The organism is Fusobacterium sp. (assembly GCF_032477075.1).
Taxonomy (GTDB): Bacteria; Fusobacteriota; Fusobacteriia; order Fusobacteriales; family Fusobacteriaceae; genus Fusobacterium_A.
This window is the reverse complement of the sequence record NZ_JAWDXO010000033.1, coordinates 15,807-32,955: the sequence shown is the minus strand read 5'-3', so window position 1 is coordinate 32,955 and position 17,149 is coordinate 15,807. Positions and strand designations below refer to the sequence as shown.

At 29.3% G+C, this 17,149-nt stretch carries 15 protein-coding genes and 1 riboswitch; of the genes, 3 read left to right on the top strand and 12 right to left on the bottom strand.

What is annotated here, in order from left to right:
* Positions 1-6: 6 nt before the first annotated feature.
* Positions 7-1,416, top strand: a complete 1,410-nt coding sequence (msrAB, locus tag E6771_RS12495) for a bifunctional peptide-methionine (S)-S-oxide reductase MsrA/peptide-methionine (R)-S-oxide reductase MsrB (RefSeq protein ID WP_316091669.1) — start codon at positions 7-9, stop codon at positions 1,414-1,416.
* Between the two features lie 491 nt (positions 1,417-1,907).
* Here msrAB and E6771_RS12490 read toward each other — a convergent pair whose 3' ends face one another.
* From E6771_RS12490 to E6771_RS12440, 11 genes are all read right to left on the bottom strand, one after another.
* Positions 1,908-2,435, bottom strand: coding sequence for a hypothetical protein (locus E6771_RS12490; protein ID WP_316091667.1), 528 nt, complete (start codon positions 2,433-2,435; stop codon positions 1,908-1,910).
* Positions 2,436-2,681: 246 nt separating this feature from the next.
* Positions 2,682-3,875, bottom strand: coding sequence for a pyridoxal phosphate-dependent aminotransferase (locus E6771_RS12485; protein ID WP_316091666.1), 1,194 nt, complete (start codon positions 3,873-3,875; stop codon positions 2,682-2,684).
* Between the two features lie 185 nt (positions 3,876-4,060).
* Entirely contained in the window at positions 4,061-5,233 is a 1,173-nt protein-coding gene (locus tag E6771_RS12480; RefSeq protein WP_316091665.1) for a dicarboxylate/amino acid:cation symporter, read from the bottom strand.
* 303 nt (positions 5,234-5,536) lie between these two features.
* A complete protein-coding gene (locus E6771_RS12475) occupies positions 5,537-8,131 on the bottom strand; it encodes a cation-translocating P-type ATPase (RefSeq protein ID WP_316091664.1) in 2,595 nt (864 codons plus the stop codon).
* 267 nt (positions 8,132-8,398) lie between these two features.
* The gene (gene pyrE / locus E6771_RS12470; RefSeq protein ID WP_316091663.1) at positions 8,399-9,022 is read right to left on the bottom strand and encodes an orotate phosphoribosyltransferase; all 624 of its coding nucleotides are present in this window, start codon (positions 9,020-9,022) and stop codon (positions 8,399-8,401) included.
* The gene (locus tag E6771_RS12465) at positions 9,015-10,232 is read right to left on the bottom strand and encodes a dihydroorotase family protein (RefSeq protein WP_316091662.1); all 1,218 of its coding nucleotides are present in this window, start codon (positions 10,230-10,232) and stop codon (positions 9,015-9,017) included. The genes pyrE and E6771_RS12465 overlap by 8 nt, the downstream gene beginning before the upstream one ends.
* Positions 10,226-10,951 carry an orotidine-5'-phosphate decarboxylase gene (gene pyrF, locus E6771_RS12460; protein WP_316091661.1) on the bottom strand — a complete coding sequence of 242 codons (726 nt, stop codon included), beginning with the start codon at positions 10,949-10,951 and terminating at the stop codon, positions 10,226-10,228. Before pyrF ends, E6771_RS12465 begins: the two co-directional genes overlap by 7 nt.
* A gap of 24 nt (positions 10,952-10,975) precedes the next feature.
* Positions 10,976-11,893: a dihydroorotate dehydrogenase gene (locus E6771_RS12455; RefSeq protein WP_316091659.1), complete on the bottom strand. Its 918-nt coding sequence runs from the start codon at positions 11,891-11,893 to the stop codon at positions 10,976-10,978.
* Positions 11,894-11,913: 20 nt separating this feature from the next.
* Positions 11,914-12,717 (bottom strand): dihydroorotate dehydrogenase electron transfer subunit, encoded by an 804-nt coding sequence (locus tag E6771_RS12450; protein WP_316091658.1) that lies wholly within the window; start codon positions 12,715-12,717, stop codon positions 11,914-11,916.
* A 29-nt stretch (positions 12,718-12,746) separates the two neighbouring features.
* Positions 12,747-13,811: an aspartate carbamoyltransferase gene (pyrB, locus tag E6771_RS12445; RefSeq protein ID WP_316091657.1), complete on the bottom strand. Its 1,065-nt coding sequence runs from the start codon at positions 13,809-13,811 to the stop codon at positions 12,747-12,749.
* A 255-nt stretch (positions 13,812-14,066) separates the two neighbouring features.
* Entirely contained in the window at positions 14,067-15,041 is a 975-nt protein-coding gene (locus E6771_RS12440; RefSeq protein ID WP_316091656.1) for a thiamine ABC transporter substrate-binding protein, read from the bottom strand.
* Between the two features lie 56 nt (positions 15,042-15,097).
* Positions 15,098-15,198: riboswitch (TPP riboswitch) on the bottom strand.
* Between the two features lie 127 nt (positions 15,199-15,325).
* On the opposite strand from E6771_RS12440, the gene E6771_RS12435 reads away from it, so the two are divergent.
* Both E6771_RS12435 and E6771_RS12430 read left to right on the top strand, forming a co-directional pair.
* Positions 15,326-15,829 carry a hypothetical protein gene (locus E6771_RS12435; RefSeq protein WP_316091655.1) on the top strand — a complete coding sequence of 168 codons (504 nt, stop codon included), beginning with the start codon at positions 15,326-15,328 and terminating at the stop codon, positions 15,827-15,829.
* Between the two features lie 13 nt (positions 15,830-15,842).
* The gene (locus tag E6771_RS12430; RefSeq protein WP_316091654.1) at positions 15,843-16,430 is read left to right on the top strand and encodes a DUF2284 domain-containing protein; all 588 of its coding nucleotides are present in this window, start codon (positions 15,843-15,845) and stop codon (positions 16,428-16,430) included.
* Between the two features lie 292 nt (positions 16,431-16,722).
* Here the strand turns inward: E6771_RS12430 and E6771_RS12425 are convergent, their stop codons facing one another.
* Positions 16,723-17,148, bottom strand: coding sequence for a PepSY domain-containing protein (locus E6771_RS12425; RefSeq protein ID WP_316091653.1), 426 nt, complete (start codon positions 17,146-17,148; stop codon positions 16,723-16,725).
* Position 17,149: the final 1 nt, after the last annotated feature.

The following is a 17,149-nucleotide window of genomic DNA, read 5'->3' as shown; positions in this document are numbered from 1 at the left end:
GAGAATATGAAAAAATTAGTAAGCATTAAAGATATAAATGGTGAAGAATATTCATTTGATCAGAGTGGGAAAAAAACTTATTTAAAAGCATGGGCTTCTTGGTGTCCTATTTGTTTAGCAGGTTTAGAAAAATTAAATGAAATGAGTAAAAATACAACAGAATTTGAAGTAATGTCTATAGTTTTTCCAGGGAGATATGGAGAAAAGGAGATAAAAGAATTTAAAGAATGGTTTAATTCTTTAGAATACAAAAATATTAAAGTACTTATTGATGAAGAAGGTCAGTTATTAGAAATAATAGATATAGAAGCTTATCCTACATCAATATTTATAAATGAAAAAGGAGAAATAGAGAAGTATTATCCTGGACAACCTTCAAAAGAAGACATAGAAAAAGAGTTAAATATTAAAAATGAAATAACTATGAAAAATACAATGGAAACAAATGAGAAAATAATGAGAAATTCACAAAACATTAAAGAAATATATTTAGCAGGAGGATGTTTTTGGGGTGTAGAAGCCTATATGAAAAAAATATATGGTGTAATAAATGCTGTATCTGGTTATGCTAATGGAAATACTGAAAATCCAAAATATGAAGATGTAGTGTACAGAAATACAGGACATGCAGAAACAGTTCAAGTAACTTATGATGCAAATAAGATAAATCTTTCAACTTTATTAAAATATTATTTTAAGATTATTGACCCAACTACTTTAAATCAACAAGGAAATGACAGAGGAAGTCAATATAGAACAGGAATATATTTTTCAAATGAAGAGGATAAAAAAATAATAGAGGAAGAACTTAAAGAGCTGCAAAAAATATATACACAAAAAATTGTAGTGGAATGTGAAAAGTTAAAAAACTTTTTTGCAGCAGAAGACTATCACCAAGATTATTTAAAGAAAAATCCAAATGGTTATTGCCATATTGATCTTTCAAAAGCCAATGAAATCATAATTGATAAAAACAGATATCCTAAATTAACTGAAGAGGAATTAAGAAAAAAATTGACAACAGAGCAATATAATATTACCCAAAATGCTAATACAGAAATGTCATTTTCAAATGAATATTGGAATTTTTTTAAAGATGGAATATATGTTGATGTTACAACAGGGGAACCTTTATTTTCTTCAAAAGATAAATATAATTCAATGTGTGGTTGGCCAAGTTTTACTAAACCAATAACACCAGATGTTGTAACATATAATGAAGATAAAAGTTTCAATATGGTTAGAACAGAAGTAAAAAGCAGATCAGGAGAAGCTCATCTAGGGCATGTTTTTGAAGATGGACCTAAAGATAAAGGAGGATTAAGATTTTGCATAAATAGTGCATCTATAAACTTTATACCTCTATCAGATATGGAAAATGCAGGATATGGATACTTAATTCCCTTAGTAAAGTAAATAAAAATAAACAAAGTAAAATATCTGATTGACTTTAAATTTTTTAGAAATAGATAAAATTTTAGAAATTGAGAAAGAAAAATAGTTCTTAGATATAGTTGCTAAACAAAATTTTAAGATAATTTTATTTAAATGAAGATAAATATTTAGTTCTTTTTCATAGGTTTTTTTCTTTTATTTATTTTAATATTTTAATAGAAAATCAAAATAGATTGTTTGTCATTTTTTCAAATAGTAAATCTTCCAACCATTTTAAAGTTTAGATAAGAAATATAAGATAGAAATATTAAGAATAAGAAAATTTTTAAATCCAAATTTAATTAAAAAGAATTAAAAAATAATTCTGTATTCAGTAATAAGTGATGCTATTAACATAAAAAATATTAGAATATTTATGATAATTAAGAAAAACAGCACTTTCTAAAGAAACAGAATTATTTTTTTATATCTATTTGAATCACAAAAGTAATGAAAATAAATAAATTAGAAAATCAATATTTATATCCCACATGATTAAAAAATTCTGAAGGTCTTTCACTCCAAAAATATTCAGCAAAGATTACAGTATTATCTACTCTCCAAATACTTCCTAATACACCAGTATTTCCTATTTGATTATAATATTGTGTATTCCCAAATATTCTGCTTTTATTATCCCATTTAAATTCATAAGTTCCTGGTGGCATAACTTTTTTTGAAGAGTAAATTTCTTTTATAAAAAAGAAAAAATTATATGCTTGTTCATCAGTTTCAAATAAGTAATACCATATATGAGTTTTAACTTTATCTCCAGTATAGGTTTTACTAGACTTTTCAGCAACTAAAGAACATTTTTCTCCAGAAAATAATTGTTCTTTTCCTGAAACTATATTTTTGTAATCACTTACAGTATAGTCAAATTTTTCAGCAGCTATTCTAAACTCTTCTGATGATAATGAAATATTTTTTGGAGCATTTTTATAAGTAAAAAGAAAAAATCCACCTAAAACCAATACAATTATAAAAATAAATTTTTTCAAAGTTATCCTCCCCTAGATATTTTTAATAAAAAGATATTATTTTTCATATTTTTCTCAATAATTATTATAAATGGCATTTGTGAAAGTTCTCATTTAAAATATTATATCATGTGGCCAGTGAAAAAAATAGCTGTATATAATATTAAAAGAATACAGACTCAGAAGAAAAATACTAAATAATCAAAAAATAAAAAAAGGCAACTATCAAGCAAAATATAATTTTTACTTTTTGTCACCTTCAATATATTATTTATCTTTATTATATTCTTCAAGAGCTCTTTTTAAAACTATCATAGCATTTTCAATATCATCTACATTAGTACAAAAAGATAGTCTAACTTCTTGTTCTCCTTTACCTTCTGTCTGATAGAATCCAGGTCCAGGAGCAATAAGAAGAGTTTTATTTTCATAAGAATAATCAGTAAGAAGCCATTTAGCAAACTTTTCAGCGTTATCCACTGGAAGTTTAGCAAAAATATAAAAAGCTCCTTCTGGTTTAGAACAAACAACACCAGGTATTCTAGTAAGATATCCATAAATAAGGTCTCTTCTGCTCTTGTATTTTAACTTTACATCTTCTAAATAATTATCCATAGTATTTATTAGGTTAGCAGCTGCATGTTGTTCTATTGTAGATACACAAAGCCTTGCCTGACAGAACTTTAAAATATAATTCATAAGAGTATGATTTTTACTTGCAATAAGTCCTATTCTAGCTCCACAAGCACTGTAATGCTTTGAGATACTGTCTACCAGCACTACTCTGTCTTTAAGATCATCTAACTGCATAACAGATGTATATGGAGTATCATCATATACAAATTGTCTGTAAACTTCATCAGCTATGATATATAAATCATATTTTTTAGCTATTTCCCCAATCATTTTTATTTCTTCTTCTGTATATATAGTTCCAGTAGGATTTACAGGGTTAGAAAACATTATAGCCCTAGTAGTTGGAGTAATTAAAGCTTCAATTTCTTCTCTAGAAGGCAAATGAAAATTATTTTCTATTGTAGTAGGTATAGGTTTTACCTTTGCTCCTGAAAAAGTGGAGAAACTTGAGTAATTTGAATAAAAAGGTTCTGGAACTAAAACTTCATCTCCTTCATTACAAATTGACATAAGTATAAAAAGAATTGCTTCACTTCCTCCTTGTGTGATAAGAATATCTTCTTTTTCAAGTTCTATACCACTAGCCTTATAACTTTTTACAAAACTGTCAATAAGTTGGGGAATTCCCCTTGAATCAGAATAAGTTACGATTTTTTCCTTGTAGCTATGAAGCCCTTCAAAGAAAGAATCAGGAGTAACTATATTAGGCTGACCAATGTTGAGCTTATATACTTTAATTCCTTTTTTAGACGCTTCATCCGCAAGGGGAATCAACTTTCTTATTGGTGAAAAATTCATTTCTAAAGCTCTTGTTGATATATTCATATTATCCCCTCCATCATATATATTTTTTATTTTAGTTAACTTTTTTATTTTATCATATTTATGAAAAAAATACTATTAAAATTACTGAATAGAAGAAATTTTTTTCAAAAGTCTAGAAATAAACCTTTATAAATAAAAAAATGACCAGAAAACTTTCTGGTCATTAGGTATATATCAAATATATTTTATTTAGCTTTTTGCTGCTCTTTTTTAAATACACCATTTAAAATTAAAGCAAGGGCTCCATCACCTACAACATTGCAGGCGGTACCAAAACTATCTTGAAGAGCAAATATAGTAAGCATTAAAGCAACACCATTTTCATCAAAGCCTAATACAGAAATAATGATACCAAGAGAAGCCATGACAGTTCCTCCAGGAACTCCAGGTGCACCTACAGCAAAGATTCCTAAAAGAATTATAAACAGAACCATAGTTCCAAATGCTGGAAGATGTCCATATAATACCTGAGAGACAGTCATTACAAAGAAAACTTCTGTAAGAACTGAACCACATAAATGTACAGTAGCACCTAATGGAATAGCAAAATCAGCTATATCTTCATCTAAAGCCCCAGATTTTTTAGCACAGCTCAATGCCACTGGAAGAGTAGCAGCAGAAGACATAGTTCCTACTGCTGTTAAATACGCTGGTCCATAGAATTTTAAAAGGTTAAGTGGATTTTTTCCAGAGACAGCTCCTCCAATAGAGTAAAGAACTGTAAGCCAGATAAAATGTCCAATAAGAACTATTACAACAACTTTTAAGAAAACAGGTAATTGTTTAGTAATTCCACCTTCATATGCAAGTGTTGCAAATGTAGAAGCAATAAAAAATGGAAGTATAGGTATAATAATCTTATAAACTATTTTAAGCATAATATTATTAAATTCATCTAGAAGTTTTTCAAAATTTTTAGATTGAGTCCAAACAACAGCAAGACCTAAGAAAAGAGCAAGAACTAAAGCTGTCATAACTGTAAATGGAGGTGGAATTTCTACTTTAAAAATAAGTTTAGGTAGATGTTTAAGTCCTTCTACATTAGGAACTATATGCATTTTAGGTATTAAAATAAATCCTGCCACCATTGAAAATAATGCAGCTCCTACAGATGAGAAATATGCAAGCATAAGCATAAGGCCAAGCATTTTACTTGCATTAGATTTCATTTTAGTTATAGCTGGAGCTATAAATCCTAAAATAATTAATGGAACAGTGAAAGATATTAACTGTCCAAGTATGAATTTAATAGATTGAATTACACCAATGGCAGTTTCATTACAGTATAATCCAACTATTAATCCAATACCTACTCCAAGGATTAATTTTAAAATTAGACTATCTTTGATTTTTCCCATGATATTCTCCTTTTATATAATTTTATTACAAAAACATCAATAAAAAGAATATATTGTATTGTTTTTGTTCGTCATAACTAAGATATCATATTTTATATTAAAAATCAAATATATTTTGATGAAAATAAACTTTAATTTTAACTATTCATAATAAATGTATATTATATTTATAAAATTTATTATTAAATTGTATTTTTAATTAATATAACTCAAATTATAATATATTTAATATATATCTTAAAACTAAAAAAGAGAGACTGAAAATTTTCAGATCTCTCTTATTAAAAAAAGTTACAATTAAGATTATTTTTTATATTTAATAAATTTAGATATTTGAATAATTAAAGTTGGAACAAAAGCTAATCCATATATGTATAATAAGTCATTAATATCTAAAGGTGCTACCTGGAATATTGAGTGGAAAACAGGGAAAATAAGAATTCCATTTAATAATATAAATCCTATAACAAAAGCTGCAATAGAAAACATATTGGAAAATAGTCCTAATCCTATTATAGAACTTGCACCTCTACAATTAAATCCATGGAATAGTCTAGCTAAACACAGAACACTGAAAGCCATTGTGCTTCCCTTTGAAGTATTTCCATCTTGATATCCAATATAGAAAGCAAGCATTACGAATACAGCAATTAATAATCCTTCAATAAGAATCTTTCCAGCAAGATCTTTTGTAAGAATAGGTTCTTTTGGATCACGGGGTTTTTCAGTAAGTACATCTCCATGTGAAGGTTCCATTCCAATAGCAATAGCTGGTAAACTGTCAGTCAGCAGATTAATAAACAGCAGATGTACTGGAGCAAAAATTACTGGAAGACCTGCAAGAGATGAATAAAGTACAGCAAGAATACCAGCAGTATTACCTGAAAGTAAAAATCTTATAGAATTTTTAATATTAGAATAAATATTTCTACCAGTAGTTACAGCTTTTACTATTGTAGAGAAATTATCATCAGCAAGTATCATAGAAGCTGCATCTTTTGAAACTTCAGTTCCTGTAATACCCATGGCAATACCTATATCAGCCCTTTTTAATGCAGGAGCATCATTAACTCCGTCTCCAGTCATAGCACATATTTTACCTAATGTCTGCCATGCAGTGACTATTCTTATTTTATGCTCAGGAGAAACTCTTGCATAAACAGAAGTAGAAGTAACTTTATCAATAAGTTCTTCATCACTCATTTTTTCAACTTCAATACCTTCAAGCACATTATCTCCATCTTGATAGATTCCAATTTCTTTAGCAATAGTTGTAGCAGTAATTTTATGATCTCCTGTTATCATTACAGGTTTTATTCCAGCTGTAATACATTTTTCAACAGCTGTTTTAGATTCCTCTCTAGGGGGATCAATCATACCAACAAGACCAATGAATATGAATTTATCTTCATCTTCTCTAGTTATTTCTCTTTTTTCATCTAATACTTTATAAGCAAAAGTAAGTACTCTTAGACCAGTTTCAGCGAACATAGTATTGATATCTTCAATATTTTCAATATCAGCTTTAGTAATTTTTCTTACTTCATTATGTACAAGAATATGAGTAGTTTTTGGAAGAATTGAATCTAAAGCTCCTTTAGTAAGCATTAATATTTCGTTATCTATTTCGTGAACTGTACTCATAAGCTTTCTGTCTGAATCAAATGGAATTTCAGAAATACGAGGATATTTTTCTTTTAATTCCTTGCTGTCCATTTTATAATTTATTTCGGAAAGATTTATTAAAGCAATTTCTGTAGGATCTCCTATTTCACTTGTAGCATCATTGCAAAGGATGCTTTCTTTTAAAATAAGAGATTCACCAGTATCTTTTATATCTAATCCTTTTTCATTGTATACTTTGTTGTTTATATAAACTTGTTTTACTGTCATTTTGTTTTGTGTAAGAGTTCCTGTCTTATCAGAACATATTACAGAAACACAGCCAAGAGATTCAACTGATTTAAGATTTTTTATGATAGCATTTTCTTTTGATAGTTTTTGAGTACCAAGAGCAAGAACTATTGTAACAATAGAACTCAAAGCCTCTGGTATAGCAGCAACTGCCAAAGCAACAGCAAACATAAGTGAATCAAGCATTTTTACACCATGAAATACATTTATTGCAAATACAATTATGCAAAGAATGATTATTCCAATTGAAAGCTTTTTACCAAAGTTATCAAGGGATACCTGAAGAGGAGTTGACTTTTCTTTTGTAGCTTCTAAAAGAGAAGCTATTTTTCCAAGCTCACTATTCATTCCTGTAGAAGTAATTATAATAATACCTCTTCCATAACTTACCAGACTTCCAGAAAAGACCATATTTTTTTGATCTCCAAGAGCAAGTTCTCCATCAGCCATTATATCACTGATTTTTTCTACACTTTCTGATTCTCCAGTAAGAGAACTTTCATTTACAAGAAGAGAGAAACTTTCAATAATTCTTCCATCTGCTGGAATTAAATCCCCTGCTTCAATAAAGACAATATCTCCAGGTACAAGATATTTAGATAATATCTCTACCTTTTCTCCATCTCTCAAAACTTTTGACTTTGGAGCTGACAAACTTTTCAAACTGCTTATAGATTCTTCAGCTTTTAAATGCTGTACTGTTCCAAGTATAGCATTGATAATGATAACAACTAAAATAACAATAGTACTTTCTTCATTACCTGAAATAAGAGAAATAATAGAAGCTATAATAAGAATGATAACTAAAAAATCCTTGAATTGAGAAATAAATACAGTAAAAGTACTCAGTTTCTTTTCTTCATTAAGCTGATTATATCCATATTTTTCGCTAGAAGTTTCTACCTGATCAGTTGTGAGTCCTTTTTCACTTGAATTGAACTCTTTTAAAATTTCATCTTTTGACTTAGAAAAATAATTTTTCATGATACCTCCATAAGACTATATAATAATATTCCTTAAATTATTGTCAATTCCTGTTTTTTCATAAAAAAAAGACTTCCAATACAGAGAATTGATAATCAATAATCTCTGTATTAAAAGTCTTGTTACCTTCAAAATAGGTATATAGTACCAGATAACCTTATAGGCTTCGTGATGTTGATACTATAATTTTCAACTACTCCCTTTTAATACTTATATACAGATCATATACTAAAAAAATACTTTTGTCAATAGAGAAAGAAATAATAATTATCTTCCCCAAGTATCAGTATTTTTATTCCATGATGAAGCTATTTCTGCTTCTTCTTCAGTAAGATATTTTTCTTCTATAGCTAATTCAAGAAGAGCAGAGAAGTTTGACAATGATTCCCAAGGGATATTATTATCAGCAAAATTTTTAAAAGCTTTGTCAAATTCATAAGAGAATATAGAAACAACTTCAACAGAAGCAGCTCCTTCACTTCTTGCAGCTTCTACAGCTTTAATAGAACTTCCTCCTGTAGAAATAAGGTCTTCAATAACTATTACTTTTTTACCAGTGAAGTCAGCACCTTCAATTTGTCTTCCAGCACCATGTGCTTTCTTTTCTCCTCTGATATAACTCATAGGTTTATTCATTTCCCAAGCTATAAATGCAGCCCAAGGAATACCAGCAGTAGCAGTACCAGCTACTACATCGAAATTTTTCTCAGATAATTTTTTTATAAATTCATCAACTACTACTTTTCTTTCAGCAGGATATCCTATCATTTTTCTATTGTCACAGTATATAGGGCTTTTGATACCAGATACAAATGTAAATGGTTCTTTTACATTTAGTTTTACTGCTCCTGTTTTTAATAATGATTTAGCTACTTCTTTTGCTCTACTCATAATATTTTACTTCCCTCCCATGTAATCCATTAAATTTACCATTTGAATAAACTATTTGACCTCTTAATATAGTTGTTAAAACTTTTCCGCCTTTATTACAATTTTCATATGGAGTCCATCCAGCTTTTGTTATTACTTTATCATCCTTCACAGGAGAATTATTATTTATATCTATAATTACAAGATCTCCATCATAATCAACAGCTATTTTACCTTTATTTTTTATTTTAAAGATATCAGCTGGCTTATTGCACATTACTTCTATAAGTCTATTCAAAGTTATTTTTCCATTTTTTACTCCATTGAGCATCATTTCAAGAGAATTTTCTACACTTGGAACTCCAAAAGTGAGTTTTGCAAGCTTTTCTTCAATAAGATGTGGAGCATGATCTGTACCAACAGTATCAAGGGTACCATCAGCTAAAGCCATCCATAGAACATCATTATCATGTTTTTCTTTTAATTCAGGCTTCATTCTAAGTAAAAGCTGACTTCTTTCTGTTTTATTTACATCATCTACATTTAAGAAAAGATGATGGGGAGTAACTTCACCAAATACTTTTGCTCCTCTTGCTTTTGCAGCTTTTAAAAGCTCTATTTCACTAGCTTTAGATAAATGGCAAAGATAAAGTTCTTTGTTGTATTTTTCACAAAATTCAATAGCTTTTGCTACCATTTCTTCTTCTGCATGTACAGATATTATTTTTGATTCTCTAAATATATTTTCTATAATTTTCTTATCATCTATAAGCATATCCCCAGTAGACATATTAAGAAATATTTTAGTAGATGCAGTTTCATTTAATATATCCTTAATTTCACTGCTGTTGTCTTTTTTACTTCCTCCAAAATGAAATCCATAATCAACATATGCTCTTCCTTTCATAAGAGCTTTTTTATCAGCGAGAACCTCTTTTGTAACAGTTACTGGGATAGTATTAGGCATATCTATAAATGTAGTGACACCACCTCTGGCACAAGCCATACTTCCAGTAGTAAAATCCTCTTTTTGAGTAAGACCAGGATCTCTCATATGAGTATGAACATCTACTATACCTGGAAGAACGTATTTTTCTCCAGCATCTATTGTTTCTTCAGCATCAGCCAAAATATTTTTTTCTATTTTAGTAATTGTTCCATTTTGAATTAATATATCAGTGATGATATCTTTTCCATCTTTATCAATGATTTTACAGTTTTTGACTAGCATAATCCAGCCTCTTTCATTCCTTCTTCAATTTCAGCAGCAACTAATTTAGCAGCATTTGCAGGATCTTCATTTTTAGTTATAGGTCTTCCAATAACTAAAAAGTCACAACCATTTATTATTGCATCTTTTGGAGTCATTATCCTTTCCTGATCATTTGTTGCTGACCATCTAGGTCTTACACCTGGACATACAGTTTTAAAATCATTTCCACAAGCTTCTTTTATAAGTTTAGCTTCCCAAGGAGAGCATACCACTCCATCAAGTCCAGCAGCTTTACCTAATTTAGCCCAGTTTAATGCTAATTCTGCCAGAGATAATTTAGATTGGAAAGTTTCTTCTACATCTTCAGGAGAAAGACTTGTAAGAACAGTAACTCCAATAACTATATTATCAGGATTTACAGATTTTACCTCTTCAACTACTTTTGACATCATCTTTTTTCCACCGCTTGCATGTACATTGAACATAAATACATTTTGTTTAGCAGCAAAAACTGAAGCCATTGCTGTTGTATTTGGAATATCATGAAATTTAAGATCAAGGAATATTTTTTTCCCTTTAGAAGCAAGGTAATCTATCATTTCACCTTTTGAGTTTAAGAAAAGTTCAAGACCTACTTTATAGAAAGTAGCTCCATCACCGATTTTTTCAACTAAATTTTTAGCAGCTTCCATAGTAGGAAAGTCAAGTGCTATTATCATTCTATCTTTTGCGTTCATATTTTCCTCCAAAATTTATTTTAGTTATCTGTGAGCTATACCAACTAATTCATTTATATTTTTAATATTATTTTCTTCACAATATTTTTGTAATCCTTCAGCTACTTCTACAGGAAGGGCAGGATTGAAGAAAATACCTGTTCCAAGTGATACCATAGAAGCTCCAGCCATTATAAATTCAAGAGCATCCTCTGTATTTGAAATTCCTCCCATACCTACTATTGGAATATTTACAGCTTGATATACTTGATATACCATTCTTAAAGCTACTGGTTTTACAGCAGGTCCTGAAAGCCCTCCAAATGTATTTCCCAACAAAGGTTTTTTAGTTTTCAAATCAATAGCCATACCCAATAGAGTATTGATAAGAGATACTGCATCTGCTCCATTTTCTTCTACTATTTTAGCTATATAAGCAATATCAGTAACATTTGGAGATAATTTTACTATTAAAGGCTTTGTAGTTACTTTTCTGACTTCTCTTGTAACTCTTCCAGCAACTTCTGGATTAGCTCCAAAAGCCATTCCTCCATCTTTTACATTTGGACAAGATATATTTAGTTCTATTATATCCACTTCTTTTATTTTTTCTACTCTTTTAGCTATTTCTATATATTCTTCAACAGTTTTTCCATTGATATTTGCTATTATATTAGTAGTGATACCAGCTTCTTTCACATCTTTTAAGATATGAGTCTCAAAATAATCAATTCCGGGATTTTCAAGTCCAACGCAGTTAAGCATTCCACCAGGAGTTTCTGCTATTCTTATTCCATAATTACCATCTCTAGGTTCCATAGTAAGCCCTTTTACAACTATTCCTCCAAGTACATTTGGATCAAAATAATCTCTATATTCAAGTCCGAATCCAAAGCATCCAGATGATGTAACAATAGGATTCTTAAAATCCACACCTAAAAATTTAGTCTGCAGTCTATTCATTTTTTCCTCCAAGTCAAATATTAATTACCACAACAAGTTTCTGTTCTTTCAATAGGTTCAAGTTCTACAATAGTTTCAGATTTGAAAACAGGACCATCATAACATACTTTTTTCATTCCTTCTTTAGTTTTGATAGAACATCCTACACAAGCTTTTACTCCACAAGCCATTCTTTCTTCTAAAGATATTTCACATTCTGTATTATATTTTGATGAAGTTTTTGCTACTGCCTCCATCATTTTATGAGGACCGCAAGTGAAAACCATATCGAATTTCTTGCTGTTCATTAGTTCTTCCATTTTAACTATAACAGTTCCCTCAGTACCAGCTGAACCATCATCAGTAGTTACATGAAGGTCTGCATTATCAAAGTTGAAATTAGAAAGAATTTCAACAGCTTGAGCGTTTCTACCTCCAGCTATAAAAGTAACTTCATTGTTTTTCTTTAATATTTCTACCAGAAGTTTCATAGGAGCCATTCCCATTCCACCACCAACTACTAAAAGTTTTTTACCTGTCATATCAGTGGAAAATCCATGTCCAAGTGGACCTTGAATATTTATAGTTTCTCCAGCTTTCATTTCAGAGAACTCTTTTGTTCCTCCACCTTTTGTTTCATAGTAAAACTCAAGTTCCATTTTATTTTTATCTACATAGTGCAGACTTATTGGTCTTCTCAATATGTGAAGCTTATTTTTACATTGAATCATAAAAAACTGTCCAGCTTTTGATACTGGTATGCTTTTTTCAGCTTTTAATCTCATAAGATAATTTTGTCCTGCAATATTTTTATTTTCTAAAATTAGACAATCTTCTAAAAACATTTCTCCTCCTACAAACTATATGTATTAAATTATTTTATTTCCTTACCACAATAGTAGCAGAATTTCCCATAATCCTTTACTACTACCTTATTTGGTGTCTCTTCAAAATGAGTTACACATTTATGGTTAGAACATACAACTTTATCATTTTCTTCTACATTTTTATTTTCTTTAACAGGAGCAGAGGATTTTTTTATTCCTAGTGCAAGAGCATACATAGCTTCTCTTACTGGTACTCCATTTGCAGCTTGTTTAAAATACAGAGCATGTTTTGTATCATCTAAATCCACATTTATTTCATCAACTCTAGGGAGAGGATGCATAACTATCATATGATTCTGACATTTTCCAACTATTGTTTCTTTTGATATTTTGTATACTCCACTGACTTTATTAAATTCCTCAATATCTTCAAATCTTTCTTTCTGAATTCTTGTCATATACAAAACATCTATTTCAGAAAGAATAGGTTCATATTCAGAGCAGATATGATATTTCATTCCTTTCTCATCAAGTTCCTTTGTGATATATTCAGGTATCTGGATAGAAGCTGGTGCTACAAAATAAAATTCTGCATCAAACATTTCAAGGGCTTTAGTAAGAGAATGAACAGTTCTGCCATATTTTAGGTCTCCAACAAAAGCTATTTTTACACCTTCTATCTTACCTAGTTCTTTTTTTATTGTGAAAAGGTCTAAGAGTGTCTGACTTGGATGTTCATTAGAACCATCTCCCCCATTAATTACAGGATTTTTAGAAACTTCAGCAGCAAATTTAGGACCTCCTTCTATATTGTGTCTCATAACAATGATATCAGAATAGGCTTCTACTATTTTTACTGTATCTCTTAAAGATTCTCCTTTTTTAACTGAAGTAGCATCTGGAGAGTCAAAACCTAGAACTTTTCCACCAATTCTGTATGCAGCAGAAGTGAAAGATAATCTTGTTCTAGTAGATGGTTCAAAGAAAAGGCTTCCTACTATTTTTCCAGATATCAGCTCAGGTTCTGGATTTTCAGATAACTCAAGAGCTAAATTTAAAACTTCTAAAACTTCTTCTTTTGTCAAATCTTTTATTGATATAAAATCTTTCATATTACCCTCCCATGAAATATCAATAATATAAAAAAAGGAATGAAAATCACAAAATGATGTGGCTTCCATTCCCTATAATAAAAATGTTTTTTAAAATATTTAAAAATAGAAAAATAAAATAAATGATTCCTAAGATAGAAATTGGTATATTCAATTTATCATTAAATATCTTCATGTATCTATGTCCTCCTTATATTTTTCTATATCTTGATTATAATATCACACTTTTTAGAAAAATTCAAGAGGGAATTCAGATTATTTTTTTAAAATTTCTATTAACTCTGATTTATATTTATCAAGGTTATTAACGAGGTCTTTTACCTGTTCATCACTGAGTTTTACAGTTTTTTCAGCAACAGGAACAAATTTGAATTCTTCAGTAAGGGAAATGTCAATAATTGGAAACATATAATTTTTTTTAGGAACCAGATTTTGAAAATCTTCACTGAGGATATATTCCATGAATTTTTTAGCCCCTTCTTTTGTTTCTTTTTTCTTTACTAAAGATGCACCTTCTAAATACATAAAAGTTCCATCATCTAAAAGGAAACTACTGAATCTGCTTTGTTCTTCATCTTGTGAAAAGAAAAGATTGCTTGTAGCATATCCAATCATCATAGGAGCTTCTCCAGCAGTAAATTTAGCAAATGCTTCGCTCCAACCAGGTTCAGCAGTATATACAGCAGGTTTTAAAACATTCCAGAAATCTTTCCAGTTTTCTCCATATAAGGCTATGCTCCATAAAAGAGCTTCTTCACCAGTAGAAGAGGTAGCTGGATTTTCAACTAAAAGCTGTTTCTCTAATTTACCAAGTTCTGACAGATTTTTTGGAGGAACAGGGATTTTTTTTGTATCATAATTGACAGCAAGAAGTCCATAATCAAAAGGAGTTGTATATCCTTCTTTATCCATTATAAAATTACTGTTCTTTATATTGGAAATATTTTTAGGAATATAAGGAATAATAAGGTTTTCCTTTTTGGCTATTTCAGTGCTTAAAGAAGTCAGTCCAATAACAATATCTGCTTTAGGATTTTTTTCTTCAAGTTTCAGTCTTGATACAAGACCATCAATAGATATAAACTTAATATCCACTCCAGTTTTTTCTTTAAATATTGGAGCAAAAGTTTTTCCTATCCATTTTGCAGAGCTAGGTCCATAAATGACTATTTCTTCTGAAAATGAAGAAACAGATAACAATAAAAATAAAGATAAAATAAATTTTTTCATAATATCCTCCTAAAAATTTTGAGAGCAATAAAAAAAGCTGTCTGAAAAGGATAATAAGACAACTTAAAAACATTTCCTACACTGGCATTATCCAAATCAGGTTTAACGGTCGAAATAAAATTTCCTCTCAGCTTTTTCAGCTCCCGTATGATAATATTTTATTATGTAAAGATACATTTGAATATAAAGTTTGCCAAATAACTACTTTATATTTTTTTACCTTTGATGTATAATTTAATATATCATATAAAAAATAAAAAGTAAAAGAATTTAAGGAGGATTTTATGAAAAAAATACTATTGATGATATTTTTTGCTGTGTCAATGTCAGCTTTTGCTGTAGATGGATATTTAAGAGTAGGAGCAATAACTGAAACTAATTCTTATAATCATGAAAGTGGATCTTTTGAAAATTATGCACCAACTTTTAGCTTTGAAGCAACTCAGGATTTTCTTCTTGCAGATTTAGGAGCAGGAATAGCATATAATGGAAAAACAGGGGGAACTGATATAGGAACAGTTCCAGTATATCTTGTGGCAAGATGGAATCTTCTTCCAGTATTTTTCGAACCATATATTGTTTTAAAAGCAGGTAGAGTTATTATGACAAATGAAAGTGTAAGAAATTCAAGTCCTGATGGAAAAGGTTATATAGCTGGAGGATTTGGAGTAGATTTTATGCCATTCCAAGCAGAGCTGCTTTATTCAGAGACAAAAATAGATGGAGATAGAAGAGGATCAGATAGATTAAAACAGTTATCTTTAGTTTTTGGATATAGAATATTCTAATCTGGAGGAAATAATGTATAGAACAGAGGTAAAACTGAAAAAGATGCCTATGGATGAATTAAAAAAAGATTATTGCGACAGAGAGAAATTTGAAAAATTTTGTAAAGAGTGCAGAAATTATGGAAATACTTGGTCATGTCCACCTTATAGTTTTGTTGTGGAAGATTATCTGAAAGATTATAAGTATATATATCTTGTAGGAGTCAAAATTATTTTTGATGAGGAAACTTTGAAAAAGGTAAATACAAAAGAAAAAATAAATGATTATACTACAGAAACTCTTAAATATATGAAAGATAAGATAATGATGGAGCTTTTAAGAGTGGAGAAAAGATATGAAGGAAGCAAGAGTCTTTCTGCTGGAGGATGCAAAATATGTGATGATTGTTCCAGAAAAAATAATATTCAGTGTCAGCACCCAGATATGATGAGATATTCTCTGGAATCAATGGGATTTGATATAGGAGGTATATCAAGTAAATTATTGAATTATGAATTAAAATGGGCAACAGAAACTTCTCTTCCTGAATATTTTTCTTTAGTTACAGGGCTTATGACTAAAGAAGAAATAGAAGGATTTGAAAAAGAATTTAATATATAATTACAAAATGTTAAAAGATTTTAAGTTCATGAAATATCTAGAAAAAAGATTCTAAATTCATGAACTTTTTTATTGAGAAAATATTGATTTATAAATATGAAATAAATATCAGAAAAATTAAGATAACTAAGAAGTTTCAAAATTATTTAATAATCATAATTAATATATTGATTTGTATTTAAAGAAGAAGAAGTTAAAGAAAAAAGCCATCAACTGCAGAAAACATAAGTTCACTAGAGATAGACAGCTTTTTTATTAAATTTTAGATTAATTTTATAACTTTAGGTTGATTTTAATCAAACCATGAATCTACATCAGATTTAAGAATTCTTTTATTTGCTGCATCAATATCAAGTTCATATTCCAGTCCATCATGTACAAATTCTACTTCATAAACATATAAAGCAGGTCTGCAGTCATCTTCTTGATCCAGTTTAATTTTAAAGTATTTTACATCACTTTCTTTGATTCCAACTGCTGAAAGTGCTACTTGTTTTGCTTCTTCTGGACTTATTAATTTTACTCCATTACTGATAGCCTGTTTCTGAATAAGATTTATTTCAGCCTCTCTGGCTCTTTTCTTGTGTAATGAATCTCCTGCAAAAGCTCCTGTTCCAACCAACAGCATAAGTACAGCTGTAGATAATATTAGAGTTTTAATACCTCTTTTTCCTTGTTTTAAATTTTTCTTTAAAATATTCACATTTAGTTTTTTCATA